The following is a 13,464-nucleotide window of genomic DNA, read 5'->3' as shown; positions in this document are numbered from 1 at the left end:
AAAAATACAGTGTTGTAATCACTATTAGGCCATGAAGGAACCTTCTGATTATTGTTAAAATATTTTAGTAGTATATCACTTATTTTTAATATCTCCCGATGCTCCCATGCGATATAGATTGTTGAATTATGATACTTGTTCCGAAGTAAGTTATTAACTAACAACCGAGGCTGATTGTATCCAATCTCAGTATTAACAGGCAGTCCATAATAAATAGCTGTAGGCTCGATTGTTGCTAGTGGACGAACATAATTATAAAACCTTTTGTCACCATGCATTTCATAAGCTTTAACTGCTGGATTCGGAGCAAAAATAAAATTGGGTTTTGGATAATGTTTAATAAAAAAAGATGGAAGTGCTAAAGAACGGTTCAACCCTCTGCATGTGAGCTGTCCTAATCCTGCAGAGGGTTTTTCCGCATGTCTAACAATTACAATAGTTTCAATATTTTTTTGATTATGATTAACTGAGTGTTGCGATGCAATTGTATAAAATGGTGTAGTTAGCATTAACATGAGCAATAAATTTTTCATAAGTCTTAGATAACCCCTTGTTTTAAAATTCAGGTTCATTTTAACTTGCTGATACTATACGTTGCACGCTACGTGCTCTTAGGCTTCTTTTGAATTTGTCATTTTACTCGAGGTTTAACCAAAAGTGTTGCTGGCTAGCATTAAACTGCTCTCCCTAACTCATACCTATTAATGAATAAACCAATCACGGTATCATGCATCAATTCATTCTTAGAAAAACAGATCATTTTTCGGTAAAGCCTCTTGATTCTTGTGCGTAGAGTTAAGAATTTGCGCTCAGTTTTTGTGGTCAATGCTTTAGAAATATTATGATTTTTTTCACCTAAAAATCTGATATAAGACCTCCAGCCATCACTGCGATAAGTTTTAATTTTATAGCGACTCAAGAGCTTTTTAATCTCCTTAAAAGCATCATCTTTTCTTTTGCCAAATACAAAGGCAATAATTTCTTCGGTATGTGTATCTAACGCAGCCTATAACCATCTTTGATTACCTTTATTTTGAACCTATGACCATTGCTCATCTAGTTCAACTGACAGCTCCATTATTATTACTTTGGAAATTTTAATAGCCTTATTAAAGTTCACTTTCACAATGTTACAAGCCTTATGAAATCAAAGCCACACTAGAAAAAATGAGGAATTCTTTTTCAATCACTTATTAAAAGTGTTGGCTATGTTGTTCTTCTAATTACGCACCATGGGCGAGTGTTAGCCATCGAATGGTAAGCATTATCGCAAACAATCATTAGTTGATACTATAGAGGATATCGCTTCAATTTTTATGTAGGAATGTGGGTATAATTAGGGTTCTGTGGTGGACTCGAACTCACTCTCTTTTTCTTGCTCATTGGCCCCAAGCAGTTCATCAAAAAGCGCGAGCTGGTCAGCACTTAATTTTTCGGAACGCTGCCCATAACGATAACGTTTCAACTGTTCATACAAAGCTTTATAATGATCACGCTCAATGCTTACTTGATCAATCAACTTATGGCAGTCGTTAATATCTTGTGGGTAAATTTGGGCATCCTTCATGGCGACTATTATACCATAACCTAATACTTTCAAGTGGATTTATTAAAATAATTTACTGTATTTTTCCTTAGTTTTTTTCTTTATCTCGTACCAATTAACCCCATCTAAAAGCAAACTCAATTGAGCTTCACTCATCAGGTAATATGCATCATTTAATTTAGGAAATTTAAAGCAGCCTTTTTCAAGACGCTTATAAAGCAAGCAAAAACCCGTGCCATCAGAATATAAGTATTTCAGCTTATCTTTCTTACGATTAAAAAATGATAAAAACGGCACCATCAAGTACATTAAGATTAAATCGAGACTCAACCTCCCAAGCTAAACCATCGATCGATTTACGCATATCACAGTATGTCGTTGCCAGATAAATCTTAGTGGATGACGGCAATCTCATTGAACATGGCTAGCCACATTGAGTACCTTGAGTAAAGTATGCTCATCAAAATCGGGAGAGAGAATCAATTCATGCTGTCCACACAATTTAAGTGACAACCCTGTAGGTGCTGTTTTGATCTCGACAAAACCAAGGCTGTCTTTTTTCTGCTTACGCTGGACAGCCGCATAATAGCTAAATTGTGTATGCTTTAGGCCATTCGATTGACAAAACTCTTTAAGGGTTTGGCCTGACTCACGCCATTGCTCAACTAAACTCAACCATTCGGCGCGTGATCTCTTGATATTCATTATTTCTTCCATACTGATCTCCAAGCAAAAAACCAGCATGGCATGGGTGATTATGAATTAGAAGGTGTATTTCCCTGAGCGCTTACCGAGATTCTTATATTGTTTGTACTGATACCTGTCCAGAAAAAGAATAATTTGTTGAAATCTAAGCATTATTTGTTGTGACAACTATATTTCCTATGTTAATAGAGGGAGAATAATGCTAAATATTATACTTTTTGACAACAAGTAAATAGAGGCACCAAAAAGTAATTCATAAAGAAATTATTAAGAACTCTTAGAGCGTTAGGCAAATAAAGTAGAGGCTTTATATTAATGCAAGACAAATTAGTAAGTGGCAAAAGATTGATTGTGGTAAATGAAAAGTTGGTTTCATAATGACAGCGTGCATTAAACATAATATAATGATTATTCCTAGATTGACAGAAGCTATTGCTTCAGGCGGGTGCTTAGCCAGCCATGTTTATTACTTAGGTAACTGCTACAAATTAGCTCATTGAGATGAGATAACATGTAGCAGAACTCACTCAATTTGCCAATAGCATTGGCAAATTGAGAAAGCGCTACGCTAGTAGTAAAGAGTACTTTACTACTGAGTTGGTAGGAGATTTGGAAAATAAAACCGAAGACGGTAAAGCAGTTAAAGAACCCATGGTACTTTAAAGCTGTGAGCTACACTCAAAGTAGTCTACTGGATGTAAATCTTAGGGAGATGTTTAAATCAGCATCTCTCCCCAAGATTATTTTTATTTGTGGGGGAAACAATCACTCAAAACGTGATCAGTTGATTTCATATATTATGAGGCACGGAGTGAATGATCGCATTGTGACTTGCAAAGCAGAAAATGCATGGAATATCATAGTAGAGCAAAAACTAACAAAGACCTCAAATGCTTTAGAATTTGAAAATGAGCTAGCAGACCTATCTGATTGTATAATCATTATTGTGGAGAGTGCTGGCAGTATTGCTGAGTTAGGTGCCTTTTCAAATTCTGATTCCCTTAGAAAGAAACTCCTGCCTATCTTAGACAAGCAGTATGAAAAGGATATTTCATTTGTTAATACTGGCCCAGTTAAGTGGGTAAACAAAGACTCTAAATATCAACCTTCACTTTATATAGACTTCAACTGCCTTTTAACTCATGGGGATGAAATTTTAGAAAGGGTGCGAAATTCAAGTTTAAGAGGGATAAGGCCATCAAAGAGATATAGTAACAGACACCTCACTCTAAAAGAGTTACTTTTTTTGTCATCTATGTAATTATTTCACTTGGCCCTGTTGATCTTGATATTATCATACTTATTTCTCTTAGAGTTCTTGAGTGTAAAAGTAAAGAACTTAAAACTATTAAACATTTAGTATCCATAGCAAGCTCTCTGGGATTTGTTAAATATTCAAGCGAAGGTTTATGCTTTTGTGATAGTAGAGAGGTCTCAGCTAGCGAGTTTGGTGTTCTGATTTCTAAAGCATATAAAACAAGGCTAAAAAACATGAGTTACTTAATTAAAGTTCCTTCCTATGTTGAGTTTTTAAAAAAAGTGTACAGTTTAATTAGCAAAATATCTAATGATTTGCTTATTTCTGAAGAAAAAATAAAAAATGTGATTGATCGGTCTTCACTGTTGTATCATGAATTTACTATTGTAAAAAATAATAAATCCAGAGTGATTCATAATCCTGCTAAAGAGCTAAAAGCTATACAAATATATTTGACTAATATGTTTATTAAACAAGCCCCGATTCACGACTGTGCATTTGCATACAGAGAAGGAATTTCTATTAAAAATTGTGTCGAAAAACATATTGATTCTAATTATTTTTTTCTGACTGATTTTAAAGATTTTTTTCACTCAATTATGTTTGATGATATTTTAAGATTTTTGAAGTTAACTAATATTTCTCAATATTTATCTAGAGATGAAGATTGTAGTGATTTTGCAAAAGTTATGTGTAGATATAAAAGGTTAACGATTGGTTCACCGTCTTCACCGAGCTTATCTAATGCTTTGTGCTTTCGGTTAGATGAGGTTATCAATCGCTTTTGTTGTAATAATAACTTAATTTATAGTAGGTATGCAGATGACATATGTATTTCAAGCGAGAATAAAATTAATTGCAACTTAGTAAGAAAAAGCATTTTATCTTCAATACAAGAAGCAAACGTAATAAGGAGGTTAAGAGTTAACCCTAGCAAAACAAGAACCCTAAATAGAGCTAAGAGAGTAAAAATATTGGGCTTAAATATAACTTCAGATAGAAAAATCTCTATAGGACGATCAAAGAAAAGAGAAATAAAATCGATGGTTAATATGTGGAAATATAATAGAATAAACAATATTGAGCGGTCATATCTGTCTGGATATATCTCTTATTGCTTAGCTGTCGAAGAAGACTTCGTTATGGGATTATATCAAAAGTATGGTTCTACTCTTATCAATAGAATAAGGGAATACAATGCAAGCTATGCTAGAGAGAAAAATCTTCTACTAGAAAATTCATTGATGGATATTAATCATTCTGATTACAACTAATTTAACTATAAAAGGCGCTAACTATCTTTGTTTTGTGTTTTTAAAAATGAAGAAAATTCGAATTCGTTAATTTCTCCAGATGCAAGCTCTCTTATAGCATAAAATAACGCGGTTTCTTTATAATTAGCACTTATGCCATTAATCTCCAAAAAAGCGAGGCATGTACTTAAAGCCGTTCTTTTGTTGCCGTCAATAAAAGCATGGTTTTTAACAATGTGGTAGGCATATTTTGCTGCAAGGTCATACAAATCTGGTTTCGGCTCTTTGTAATGGAATGCTTGCTGTGGTTGAATGAGTGCTGATTCCAACAAGCCTTCATCACGGATTCCATAGCTGCCACCAAACTGCATAATCATCGTATCATGGGCTTGTAGTACAATAAGTTTATTTATCCAGATCATCTTGCTCTTTTGCTAGCGCCTTAAAAACATTTTTATATTGTTTCTGAATTTTATCGAAAGCTTGCATTTGTTGTATGGCTTCATCATCATATTTGATGATTTCAATGCCATTTTCTTTTTTGACATAAATAAATTCGTCCCCAGGAGATGCCCCGAGATGATCCATTACATCTTGAGGAAAAATGCTCCCAAGTGAGTTGCCAATCTTTCTGATTTTCAGTTTGCTCATGATTTCTTACCTTCCTGTCCTAATACTATCATATTAGACCATGTGTTACAACAAAAGTTATAACATTTTTAATGCCTCAAAAACAGCTAACATGTACAAAGGACAATAAGTAACGGTTACCAATTTTTTCAAGGGCTTGCGTGACAAGGTTTCACGGTGTTGCTATAATAACGTGTAGATAATATTAATAAGTATAAAAACAGGTTATTATAGCGGTCTTTTGCTATTGATGACTGAGGAGGGTGTTTGAGTGTCGAGAGAAGGACAAGCTAAGGTGCTCACATCGAAAGAATTTAAGCGACTCATCACTGTAACGTCACAAGGCCCATATCCAACTCGAAACGTCGCTCTGGTTTACACGTCATTTTATTTGGGATTACGTGTTAAAGAAATTGCGGCACTGACTATCGGTGATGTTCAAGATGTTGGAACGGGTAATTTACATGAAATCGTGAATTTATCTTCAGACATGACCAAAGGGGGTAAGCAGCGCTATATTTACTTAAGTCATTTTAAACTGAAAAAAGCCTTGCTTGACTATTTGAATGAAGTGAAAGTGATAGGAGAAACACCTTACTTAAGCACAGCGCCGCTATTTCGCTCTCGAAATAAAAATCGTTTTACACCTAACTCCTTACAACAGGTCTTTGCTCGCCTTTATCAGGAGGCTGGTATTGTTGGCGCATCTTCACATAGTGGCCGCCGCACTTATGCAACTCGGCTTGCTGAAAAAGGGGTTGACTTAAAAGCGCTTAGTACTTTAATGGGACATGCTTCTGTACAAATGACCGCAAGATATGTTAATGATAACCCTGAACGTTTAAAGCGAATTTCTACATTGATTGATTATTAGAGAAGGATGCAATGGACAAATATTATGAGGACTTTTCTGGCTCTGTCGAAAAAATTTAGTAGAAAACGAAAATACAGTGATGCTGAAATCGAGTCAATGGTTAACGATAGAAAATCAGCGGTGATAATTAAAACAATTACAGAAAAGTATGAAATTAGTGAAGCTTGATTCTATCGTCTTAGTAATAAACTCACTCAATATGAGATCTTAGAAATTACGGCCGTTATCGTAGTCGTTTTCTGAGGCTTTGTTGTCTTCGCTCTCAAGCTGAGAGAAAAATAGTAAGTGGTTTTTATTTTCCGAAGGTGTTGCACGAGCAGCCTTACTCAAAGTATCGATACATTCTAAAAATTTTTCTCTATCTAATTTTACGTGAGGCTCATCGCTTACCATTAAATCACCAGGGTAAGATCTATTGCTCATACTACGTTATGCCTCTTAGTTTATTCACTAAATTTTTCTCATATTCAATAGTAGACTTTTTACAGTAGCTAAGATTCAAGAAAAAATCAGCAGCTTGCTTTTGCCCTGTTAAGACAGCAGCCCCTAATGGGTTTATACCATAAACATCTCTTAGAGAAAAGACTCTTTCTTTCATGAGATTTGTTGCTGCAATAATTACTTTGTTGAATGGCAATTTACTATGTTCTTTGTTTATTGTATCCCAGCCTCTTGCTAAGCAATAGTGGATAACAGATGAACGATTTTTCTTGCTATAAAATTTGGCTCGTATAATAGGTGGGCCACCATATTCTATGAAAATAAGGGCTGTTTCTATCGAGCCATTGTAAACAGCGACTTGAAGAGGTGTTAACTGATTGTCTGAACGCTCTTTAAGGAGAGATTGATGCTCTTTGATGAAACTTTTAAGGCTTTCACCATTATTAGTCTTAGCTAACTTCAATAGGAGTTTTAATTCACTGCTCATTGACATTTTATTTTGATAAAAAGGCTCACCTGAATGAGGGATCATAATAGCACTCTTGGTTAGTGTTGTGCATTTTATTTCGCATGAATGGCGAGCACTCTTGTTTCATGTGTTCATTTTTTTCCTAGGGTTTCTCGTTCACAATAACATTTTAAGCAGAGGCCATAAACTGAAACAGAATGAGAGCTAGGGAAGTAAGTATTGCAGCTATGGCAAGAGTTTTTTGAAGTGCTCATTCTATTTCTCCTATTAGTGGTTTGAGACAGAAATTTATTTACTTAACTTAAATGTGGAGTTTGGCACTGCCTTGTTAGAGTCATGTAGAGACTTTAGCAGTGGCGCAAAAGTAACGATCAACGTCACTAGAACTGTTAAAACTAACCCTTTAGATAAAAAGTGCATGTCAATCTTTTCTGCTAAATTCATTTTTAATACCCTTTATCAGGTCAGCTTAAATTTCAAAGGTTAAACATGAAGTTGAAGAGACTCATACTCACTATATGAATATTTTTCAAGCTCATAATCATCATAAAAGTAGCTTATTTTCTCTAGAAGAGCTGACTTTGAGTTTTCAAATTTATCACTATTGTTAATCGCTTTGTTAAATAATCTTTTGATTTTTGAAACCATCATTTTATAGCTCCCCTGAACTGATTAATAATTTTCTATGATGCTAATTTAACATGAACAGCAGACGACGAAAGTTAATATCATGTAAACAAATAAATAAGAATAAGTAAATATTTTATTTTTTTAGGGTTAATTTTTTATTGCTGGATTGATGAAAATTAAATAATATCAATGACTAACTTCTTAATTCTTTTAAATTTAGGCCCTTTACTCAGCAGCTCAAAGGTTATAGTTTATTGTTGTGGGATAATATTAATTTGAATCATATAGAGAAAAGATATGGCATTAAGACAAGATCAATTCGAAAAATTAACAAAAAGAGATGCAACAATTTTTCTTGATTATTTCAATAATCAAAATATGCTGCGAAGCATGAGTCCGGAGCAGTTAGATCAATATTGTTCCATGCTTCAAGAGCAAGCTAACTCTTCGGATGCGCCGAGTAAAGACTTACAAGCACAGTTGGCGTTCTCATTAAACTTTAGAAAACAACAGAGAGAGCAAGAACTAGAGAGTGGCTTTAACCCTTCACCATTCCCTAACCTCTAACTGGCTTTGAAAACTAGCATTGAGTGGAGAGGGTGTTTGAATTGTGTTGATAAATTTTAGCGACTTAATTATAGGTGGTCGAGAGGGACTCAACCACTTAGTGAATGAACTTGCAGAAACAGGTGGCGATGTTGCGAAAAAATACTTGATGGTGATCTCTGATATCGAAATGCCAGAGATCGATGGCTATGCCTTCACTCGTGCTTGTCGGGAGCACCCAGGGCTGCAAAAATTTGTTTATTATGCTGAACACTTCGATTACAGGAGTCTTTAATGAAGAAGATATCCAACAAACAGGGTGTGATGAGTTTGTGGGTAAAGTTGATCCTCAAAAAATTATAGAATGTGTTCGAGAGCAAATATTAAAGAGAATCGATCATTAATTGTTGCCAACGAAGTATATTTGTTAGAATAGCAACAATATTTTAGAAATCGATTTAGGGTGTGGTATGTTGCTTAAGGTGATTTCTATTGTAGTGATTGTTTTACTTGTCTTCTTATTGGGGCCTTTGTGGTTGGCGGTGATGGGCAAGGTCCAATTTGGTCAAGATTGGCGGACTGCGGATCGTAGCTCTACAGGCATTGCACCAAAAGCAAATCGTGCCAAAGAAGCGATTGTGCAAGTTTATGAAGCAAAAGCTTTTAATTGGCGTGGTTTATTCGCAGTTCATACGTGGATTTCTGTAAAACCACAAGGGGCAGATCATTATACGAACTATCAAGTGATTGGCTGGAATGCTTATCATGGCCGACCGATTATCGACATATCATCAGGTGCTCCAGATCGTATGTGGTTTGGTCATGAGCCTAAAGTCATTAAGACAATCCTTGGCAAACCGGCGCAAGCGATGATTCCTAAGATAGAGCAAGCGGTGAAAAGCTATCCTTACCCTAAGACCTATCAGGCTTGGCCCGGGCCAAATAGTAATACATTTATTGCCTATGTATTGAGTCACGTCCCAGAGTTAGGTGTTGCAATGCCTGCGAATGCTTTAGGGAAAGACTATGTGCCATTGCGTCAAATGATCAGCCAAGTTCCTAGTAAAACGGGTTACCGGCTTTCTTTATTAGGAGTATTCGGCTTGGCTGTGTCTAGCCAAGAAGGGGTTCAGGTTAATTTGTTAGGGCTAACTTTAGGGCTGTCATGGCGCCCTTGGGGAGTGATTGTGCCAGGAGTTGGGTTAATACCAGAAGTAAAAGATGACCATAATTATGGTCAATCGACGAAAGCGACGGTTGTTGAAAGCACAAGCCAGCAGTGAAAGTGTGATATTCAGTAGTTACCACAGTAGAATGATTGTTGATTGGGTTTATTATAAAGAGCTTCAGGTTGAAATACGGTTATGGTTGAATATTATACGATTGCATTAATTGCCTTGCTTGCGGCGGTATCCCCAGGACCTGATTTTGTGATTGTTGCTAAAAATGCACTGCTTTATGATCGTCGTAGTGGGGTTATGACTTCTGTGGGTGCTGGTGTACTGGTGCATTCGTTTTACTGCGTATTGGGGCTTGCTGTCGTTATTTCCCAATCGTTGTTGCTTTTTAGCCTGATTAAGTATTTGGGAGCCGCTTACTTGATTTACTTAGGAGTAAAAAGTTTATTCAGTGAAAAAAAGTACACTGTCTGTCGAAGAAAATAAACATCAACCGGTTCAGTCTCAGCCTGTCTTTATGGCGTTTAGAGATGGTTTATTAACTAATGTGCTTAATCCAAAATGTACTTTATTTATGCTATCCATTTTTACTTTAGTTGTTAAACCACACACATCGACCTACATTCAAGCATCTTATGGCTTGGAAATTGCCTTGGTTACGACGGCTTGGTTTGTCTTTTTGGCAATGAGCTTAACGTATCATCGTGTCAAAGCAAAAATTGAAAAAGTTCAACACGCCGTTTCTAAGCTTATTGGTGCTGTCTTAATTACTTTAGGTCTTGTTGTTATTTTTGAATCCTAGAAATTTAAAATTAAATATTGACAGTCAGTTAAACAAGATAACTTCTGTCAATATTTAATTGTCAATGTTTTTTACATTAAAAGTCAAAGAGCTCACCTAGGAAGGAGCTACGTTTTTTCCTGTTATATTTGCTTTTGTGATGAGAAGAGTGGTCTTGCCCTTCATGACGGTAAGGTGGATTGTGATTGGATGGCTGTTGTTGTGGTTCGGAGCGCTCAATAATTTTATCAAGTTCGCCACGGTCGAGCCAAACACCGCGGCAGTCAGGACAGTAATCGATTTCAACTTGTTGGCGCTCTGAAAGTTGTAGTGTCGTTGTTTTACAAACAGGGCATTGCATTCATAGTCTCCCAAGATAGCTTTTATCTTTTTGTTATACCAACTTTTTGATTGAAGTGCAGCTTTATTTATAAATTATTAGGGTGTGTTGACAATTCAATATATTTTCATATTGTTCGTTCTGTGCGTCATTCCCGCGAAGGCGGGAATCCAGGGGCTAACAAAGATCATTGTATAAATCATGCCAACATGAATTCATGTGCTCAACACGGTGCCATTCAATTATTTCTTGTTGCTGTCCCGATGCATCTTTGTATTGCTCAGTGGTTGCAACTGAAAATGTTGCAACACTTTCACCTGTCTGTGTGAACCTAATCTCTGGGTCAGAGCCTAAGTTGCCAACTAATATGACTTTATTAACGCCTCGTGCCATAACTGCCTCATTACATGAAAGATAATTCCGAGGTAAAACGTCTGAAGGCGCTCTACACAAGGCTTTATTGTAATACAAACTTATCAAAGAATGTAATTTTGTGTCTCAAACATCAAAATAACAAAAACTAATGCACAGAATCTGTGTATAAGTGATGAATAATCTTGTTAGCAACACAGACAAGGAAAAGCTGCACAGGGTGAAATTGAGCACTGTTCATTTTTTAAGTAGCGCTCACTTTGATCAGTCTCCAATACTCTCTATTATCCTTCGATGGTAATATATGGTAGAACAATCAAATGAGAGAAAAAATACATGAGTACAACCCTATTTGTTTTTGCAAAAATCACACCGAAGCCAAAGCATTTTGATGAAGCTAAGCAGGCAATTCTTAATATCGCTCCTGCCACTCGCGATGAGTGTGGTTGTATCGAGTTTATTTTACTTGAAGATGGTGATGGAAATTTATGTTTGCATGAAGAGTGGACGGATGAGTTAGCATTGCAAGCTCATTATGAAATGGATTATGTGAAGCCTATTTTTAAAGCCTATGAGTCTTGGCTTATGCAGCCTGTAGAAGTTATGAAAATGAAAAAGGTTTGCTGAAAAAATTGCGCCTATCGGCGCACTTTAGCCAGTAAAGGTAGTTCTGTAAGAGGGAAACATAATGATGGCTAAAAAGAAGTGTTTTAGTATTAGTCAACTTTTAATTGCTATTACAGCCATTGAAACGATTGCAATTAACTGTTACAGCTCCATACTGCTGTTCAATACCTAACGGAGCATAAAAATGGAAAAGTTATAATTAGTAATATGTAATTAAACATCATAAAAACGACGGCATAAAAATTATGAAAAATTTATTGAATAAAGAGAAGATTACTATAAGGGATAGTAAGATTGAGAAGGCATATAATCGCAATAAAATTAAATTAATTATTACTTTTGTTTTAGTTAACACCATTGTTTGATATTTAGTTGGTATTGGACAATATCATTGGTATGCAGGTTTTCTTCTCACAGGCTTGATGGGGTATTTAAGTTATCGGTTGCTGCCGATTATGAAGAGCGGTCTAAAACAACGGATAGTCGAAAAGTATGAAGACCTTCCGTAGAAGTGACAAGTCGCTTCGTGTTAATGTCCATGCTACACTAACGGGTATAGATTATTCAATAATATGGAAAAAACATGAAAACAACATTGAATTTAGGGGTTGTGCCTACACCTAAAAGTGGATTTAATTTTACTGTTGATGGTTTGGGAGAATTAAAAATTACTTCATCAGGGCTTTCTTTGAAAGCCAAGGGTAAAAGCAAAGAAAACAAAATTACTTGGCAAAAAATTAGCATCATTGCTTGATGAAAGTAATACTGCTGTCAAAAAAATCAGCTAAGAAGACCGTAACTAAAAGGGCTGTTGCTGAAAAAAACTACGGTGAAAAAAGCAGTGAAGAAGGCTTCTGATAAAAAGCCTGCGGTGAAAAAGACAGTTGAAAAAAATAGCTGCTAAAAAGTCGCCTGCTAAGAAGAAGGTATCAGTTAAAGCATCTACAGCTAAAAAAGCGACTAAATCGACAACGGTAAAGAAAGCGAAAAACAACACGGAAAGTTGCTGCTAAGAAAAAATAGCGATAGAATCGACGGCTTTAACTAATGATTAGTGTATGTTAAACCAACTAAATAATACTAACCTCACTCGTGCCGAACGCCGAAAACGTGCTGCTTGGTATCGCTCTAAGGAACTTTTGCGCTGGCGTTTTATTGCTGAATACGGTGTTGGCAATGAAGTGACTGAAATTGTTTTTGATATCAAGGCGACCGCTAAAGATGCGCTTAATGTCGCCAGCGAGAAAGTTGTCGAACTTGTCCAAGAAGACTACGGTAATGAAATGGATGGGCCTGAATGGATTAAGGTTCGAGAATTTGTGTCATTTTAGTGCCTATACTGCGCTCAATAAAAGTGTGATATAGGCAATTAATACGCCTGAGCTAAACATCGTCATTGATTTTGCACTCACAATTAAAAGCCTGGCATCTTCAATTTTTGGCTTTTGGGTGCTAAAGGACTTAATCAATCGTGCAGCATAACGGTTGATTTGCAGGTATAAAGCGATAACAAAGCATGCGCCAAGTAATAGACTATAAAATAAACCAGCCTTAAATAAAACATAGCTCCAAGCCAGGAGTAAGAAGATCCCAAAACCATAACCGAGTGCTTTTGTGTGAAATGCAAGTGGATCTCTTTCTCTCATATCATGTAACAAAGCAAATAATTTTTGTTTAGCGTTAAACATAACTACCTTATCATGAATTTTAAAATGTGATTCATTATACAGTATTTCTGCGAAGTTGGGGTTAGGCTCGCTGAGTACAGCCCGTGATTTTTGAAAGCTTGTGCTACAGATTAGTAGTTTAGAGTG

The 13,464-nt window shown here is 35.9% G+C and carries 24 protein-coding genes and 1 pseudogene; 11 read left to right on the top strand and 14 right to left on the bottom strand.

Annotated elements, in window-relative coordinates; translation table 11 throughout:
- The 6 genes and pseudogenes from BGC07_RS20890 to tnpA form a co-directional block, all read right to left on the bottom strand.
- Positions 1-533: hypothetical protein (locus BGC07_RS20890; RefSeq protein WP_069314064.1), on the bottom strand; the 533-nt coding region annotated here is incomplete at its 3' end.
- Between the two features lie 140 nt (positions 534-673).
- Positions 674-991, bottom strand: a pseudogene (locus tag BGC07_RS24030) (IS1 family transposase); the annotation flags it as partial.
- A gap of 345 nt (positions 992-1,336) precedes the next feature.
- Positions 1,337-1,567 (bottom strand): IS66 family transposase, encoded by a 231-nt coding sequence (locus BGC07_RS15975; RefSeq protein WP_139121790.1) that lies wholly within the window; start codon positions 1,565-1,567, stop codon positions 1,337-1,339.
- Between the two features lie 42 nt (positions 1,568-1,609).
- A complete protein-coding gene (gene tnpB / locus BGC07_RS15970) occupies positions 1,610-1,876 on the bottom strand; it encodes an IS66 family insertion sequence element accessory protein TnpB (RefSeq protein ID WP_235603465.1) in 267 nt (88 codons plus the stop codon).
- Entirely contained in the window at positions 1,821-1,961 is a 141-nt protein-coding gene (gene tnpB, locus BGC07_RS24025) for an IS66 family insertion sequence element accessory protein TnpB (protein ID WP_077216997.1), read from the bottom strand. The genes tnpB (BGC07_RS15970) and tnpB (BGC07_RS24025) overlap by 56 nt, the downstream gene beginning before the upstream one ends.
- Entirely contained in the window at positions 1,958-2,263 is a 306-nt protein-coding gene (gene tnpA / locus BGC07_RS15965) for an IS66 family insertion sequence element accessory protein TnpA (protein ID WP_069314062.1), read from the bottom strand. Before tnpA ends, tnpB (BGC07_RS24025) begins: the two co-directional genes overlap by 4 nt.
- Before the next feature lie 700 nt (positions 2,264-2,963).
- Here tnpA and BGC07_RS15960 point away from each other — a divergent pair.
- Together BGC07_RS15960 and BGC07_RS15955 are read left to right on the top strand one after the other, a co-directional pair.
- Positions 2,964-3,512 carry a retron St85 family effector protein gene (locus BGC07_RS15960; protein WP_069314061.1) on the top strand — a complete coding sequence of 183 codons (549 nt, stop codon included), beginning with the start codon at positions 2,964-2,966 and terminating at the stop codon, positions 3,510-3,512.
- Between the two features lie 230 nt (positions 3,513-3,742).
- On the top strand, positions 3,743-4,783 hold the full coding sequence (locus BGC07_RS15955; protein WP_069314060.1) for a retron St85 family RNA-directed DNA polymerase: 1,041 nt from the start codon (positions 3,743-3,745) through the stop codon (positions 4,781-4,783).
- A gap of 17 nt (positions 4,784-4,800) precedes the next feature.
- On the opposite strand, the gene BGC07_RS15950 is transcribed toward BGC07_RS15955, so the two are convergent.
- Positions 4,801-5,184 carry a type II toxin-antitoxin system death-on-curing family toxin gene (locus tag BGC07_RS15950; protein ID WP_069314059.1) on the bottom strand — a complete coding sequence of 128 codons (384 nt, stop codon included), beginning with the start codon at positions 5,182-5,184 and terminating at the stop codon, positions 4,801-4,803.
- On the bottom strand, positions 5,168-5,413 hold the full coding sequence (locus tag BGC07_RS15945) for an AbrB/MazE/SpoVT family DNA-binding domain-containing protein (RefSeq protein WP_069314058.1): 246 nt from the start codon (positions 5,411-5,413) through the stop codon (positions 5,168-5,170). Before BGC07_RS15945 ends, BGC07_RS15950 begins: the two co-directional genes overlap by 17 nt.
- 250 nt (positions 5,414-5,663) lie before the next feature.
- Here BGC07_RS15945 and BGC07_RS15940 point away from each other — a divergent pair, with 250 nt between their 5' ends.
- Positions 5,664-6,266: a tyrosine-type recombinase/integrase gene (locus tag BGC07_RS15940; RefSeq protein WP_069314057.1), complete on the top strand. Its 603-nt coding sequence runs from the start codon at positions 5,664-5,666 to the stop codon at positions 6,264-6,266.
- Positions 6,267-6,473: 207 nt separating this feature from the next.
- Here BGC07_RS15940 and BGC07_RS15935 read toward each other — a convergent pair whose 3' ends face one another.
- From BGC07_RS15935 to BGC07_RS20880, 3 genes are all read right to left on the bottom strand, one after another.
- Entirely contained in the window at positions 6,474-6,689 is a 216-nt protein-coding gene (locus BGC07_RS15935) for a hypothetical protein (RefSeq protein WP_069314056.1), read from the bottom strand.
- 1 nt (position 6,690) lies between these two features.
- Positions 6,691-7,239 (bottom strand): ankryin, encoded by a 549-nt coding sequence (locus tag BGC07_RS15930; RefSeq protein ID WP_235603464.1) that lies wholly within the window; start codon positions 7,237-7,239, stop codon positions 6,691-6,693.
- 420 nt (positions 7,240-7,659) lie between these two features.
- Positions 7,660-7,827 carry a hypothetical protein gene (locus BGC07_RS20880; RefSeq protein WP_158006987.1) on the bottom strand — a complete coding sequence of 56 codons (168 nt, stop codon included), beginning with the start codon at positions 7,825-7,827 and terminating at the stop codon, positions 7,660-7,662.
- Between the two features lie 276 nt (positions 7,828-8,103).
- On the opposite strand from BGC07_RS20880, the gene BGC07_RS15925 reads away from it, so the two are divergent.
- The 5 genes from BGC07_RS15925 to BGC07_RS19720 all read left to right on the top strand — a co-directional run bounded on the left by BGC07_RS15925 (position 8,104) and on the right by BGC07_RS19720 (position 10,332).
- Positions 8,104-8,373 carry a hypothetical protein gene (locus BGC07_RS15925; protein ID WP_069314055.1) on the top strand — a complete coding sequence of 90 codons (270 nt, stop codon included), beginning with the start codon at positions 8,104-8,106 and terminating at the stop codon, positions 8,371-8,373.
- Positions 8,374-8,416: 43 nt separating this feature from the next.
- The gene (locus BGC07_RS22760; protein WP_069314054.1) at positions 8,417-8,647 is read left to right on the top strand and encodes a response regulator; all 231 of its coding nucleotides are present in this window, start codon (positions 8,417-8,419) and stop codon (positions 8,645-8,647) included.
- A 175-nt stretch (positions 8,648-8,822) separates the two neighbouring features.
- Positions 8,823-9,635 carry a DUF3750 domain-containing protein gene (locus BGC07_RS15915; RefSeq protein WP_069314053.1) on the top strand — a complete coding sequence of 271 codons (813 nt, stop codon included), beginning with the start codon at positions 8,823-8,825 and terminating at the stop codon, positions 9,633-9,635.
- A gap of 81 nt (positions 9,636-9,716) precedes the next feature.
- A complete protein-coding gene (locus tag BGC07_RS19725; RefSeq protein WP_077216996.1) occupies positions 9,717-10,016 on the top strand; it encodes a LysE family transporter in 300 nt (99 codons plus the stop codon).
- Positions 9,982-10,332, top strand: a complete 351-nt coding sequence (locus BGC07_RS19720) for a LysE family transporter (protein WP_077216995.1) — start codon at positions 9,982-9,984, stop codon at positions 10,330-10,332. Before BGC07_RS19725 ends, BGC07_RS19720 begins: the two co-directional genes overlap by 35 nt.
- Positions 10,333-10,408: 76 nt before the next feature.
- Here the strand turns inward: BGC07_RS19720 and BGC07_RS15905 are convergent, their stop codons facing one another.
- Both BGC07_RS15905 and BGC07_RS15900 read right to left on the bottom strand, forming a co-directional pair.
- Positions 10,409-10,672: a TFIIB-type zinc ribbon-containing protein gene (locus BGC07_RS15905; protein WP_069314052.1), complete on the bottom strand. Its 264-nt coding sequence runs from the start codon at positions 10,670-10,672 to the stop codon at positions 10,409-10,411.
- A gap of 156 nt (positions 10,673-10,828) precedes the next feature.
- Entirely contained in the window at positions 10,829-11,044 is a 216-nt protein-coding gene (locus tag BGC07_RS15900) for a single-stranded DNA-binding protein (RefSeq protein WP_069314051.1), read from the bottom strand.
- Positions 11,045-11,359: 315 nt separating this feature from the next.
- Here BGC07_RS15900 and BGC07_RS15895 point away from each other — a divergent pair, with 315 nt between their 5' ends.
- From BGC07_RS15895 to BGC07_RS15890, 3 genes are all read left to right on the top strand, one after another.
- Positions 11,360-11,650, top strand: coding sequence for a putative quinol monooxygenase (locus tag BGC07_RS15895; protein ID WP_069314050.1), 291 nt, complete (start codon positions 11,360-11,362; stop codon positions 11,648-11,650).
- A 583-nt stretch (positions 11,651-12,233) separates the two neighbouring features.
- Complete coding sequence (locus BGC07_RS20875; RefSeq protein ID WP_158006986.1) at positions 12,234-12,404, top strand: hypothetical protein; 171 nt, start codon at positions 12,234-12,236, stop codon at positions 12,402-12,404.
- A gap of 304 nt (positions 12,405-12,708) precedes the next feature.
- Positions 12,709-12,981 carry a hypothetical protein gene (locus BGC07_RS15890; protein WP_069314049.1) on the top strand — a complete coding sequence of 91 codons (273 nt, stop codon included), beginning with the start codon at positions 12,709-12,711 and terminating at the stop codon, positions 12,979-12,981.
- A gap of 3 nt (positions 12,982-12,984) precedes the next feature.
- Here BGC07_RS15890 and BGC07_RS15885 read toward each other — a convergent pair.
- Positions 12,985-13,464 (bottom strand): hypothetical protein (locus BGC07_RS15885; RefSeq protein WP_235603463.1); only part of this gene is annotated, 480 nt, incomplete at its 5' end.

Origin of the sequence: Piscirickettsia litoralis, from assembly GCF_001720395.1 — a bacterium.
In the GTDB taxonomy this organism is placed as follows: Bacteria; Pseudomonadota; Gammaproteobacteria; order Piscirickettsiales; family Piscirickettsiaceae; genus Piscirickettsia; species Piscirickettsia litoralis.
Note: the sequence above shows the minus strand (reverse complement) of the source record. Positions and strands in the feature narration are given on the sequence as shown.

Coding starts and splice junctions, on each gene's coding strand:
- BGC07_RS15925 (WP_069314055.1), top strand. CDS start 8,104: ATGGCATTAAGACAAGATCAATTCGAAAAATTAACAAAAAGAGATGCA.
- BGC07_RS15890 (WP_069314049.1), top strand. CDS start 12,709: ATGTTAAACCAACTAAATAATACTAACCTCACTCGTGCCGAACGCCGA.
- BGC07_RS15900 (WP_069314051.1), bottom strand. CDS start 11,044: ATGGCACGAGGCGTTAATAAAGTCATATTAGTTGGCAACTTAGGCTCT.
- tnpA (WP_069314062.1), bottom strand. CDS start 2,263: ATGGAAGAAATAATGAATATCAAGAGATCACGCGCCGAATGGTTGAGT.
- BGC07_RS15950 (WP_069314059.1), bottom strand. CDS start 5,184: ATGATCTGGATAAATAAACTTATTGTACTACAAGCCCATGATACGATG.
- BGC07_RS15895 (WP_069314050.1), top strand. CDS start 11,360: ATGAGTACAACCCTATTTGTTTTTGCAAAAATCACACCGAAGCCAAAG.
- BGC07_RS15945 (WP_069314058.1), bottom strand. CDS start 5,413: ATGAGCAAACTGAAAATCAGAAAGATTGGCAACTCACTTGGGAGCATT.
- BGC07_RS19725 (WP_077216996.1), top strand. CDS start 9,717: ATGGTTGAATATTATACGATTGCATTAATTGCCTTGCTTGCGGCGGTA.
- BGC07_RS15975 (WP_139121790.1), bottom strand. CDS start 1,567: ATGAAGGATGCCCAAATTTACCCACAAGATATTAACGACTGCCATAAG.
- BGC07_RS15955 (WP_069314060.1), top strand. CDS start 3,743: ATGAGTTACTTAATTAAAGTTCCTTCCTATGTTGAGTTTTTAAAAAAA.
- BGC07_RS20880 (WP_158006987.1), bottom strand. CDS start 7,827: ATGATGGTTTCAAAAATCAAAAGATTATTTAACAAAGCGATTAACAAT.
- BGC07_RS15930 (WP_235603464.1), bottom strand. CDS start 7,239: ATGATCCCTCATTCAGGTGAGCCTTTTTATCAAAATAAAATGTCAATG.
- BGC07_RS15915 (WP_069314053.1), top strand. CDS start 8,823: ATGTTGCTTAAGGTGATTTCTATTGTAGTGATTGTTTTACTTGTCTTC.
- tnpB (WP_077216997.1), bottom strand. CDS start 1,961: ATGAGATTGCCGTCATCCACTAAGATTTATCTGGCAACGACATACTGT.
- BGC07_RS15935 (WP_069314056.1), bottom strand. CDS start 6,689: ATGAGCAATAGATCTTACCCTGGTGATTTAATGGTAAGCGATGAGCCT.
- BGC07_RS15960 (WP_069314061.1), top strand. CDS start 2,964: ATGTTTAAATCAGCATCTCTCCCCAAGATTATTTTTATTTGTGGGGGA.
- BGC07_RS15905 (WP_069314052.1), bottom strand. CDS start 10,672: ATGCAATGCCCTGTTTGTAAAACAACGACACTACAACTTTCAGAGCGC.
- BGC07_RS20875 (WP_158006986.1), top strand. CDS start 12,234: ATGAAAACAACATTGAATTTAGGGGTTGTGCCTACACCTAAAAGTGGA.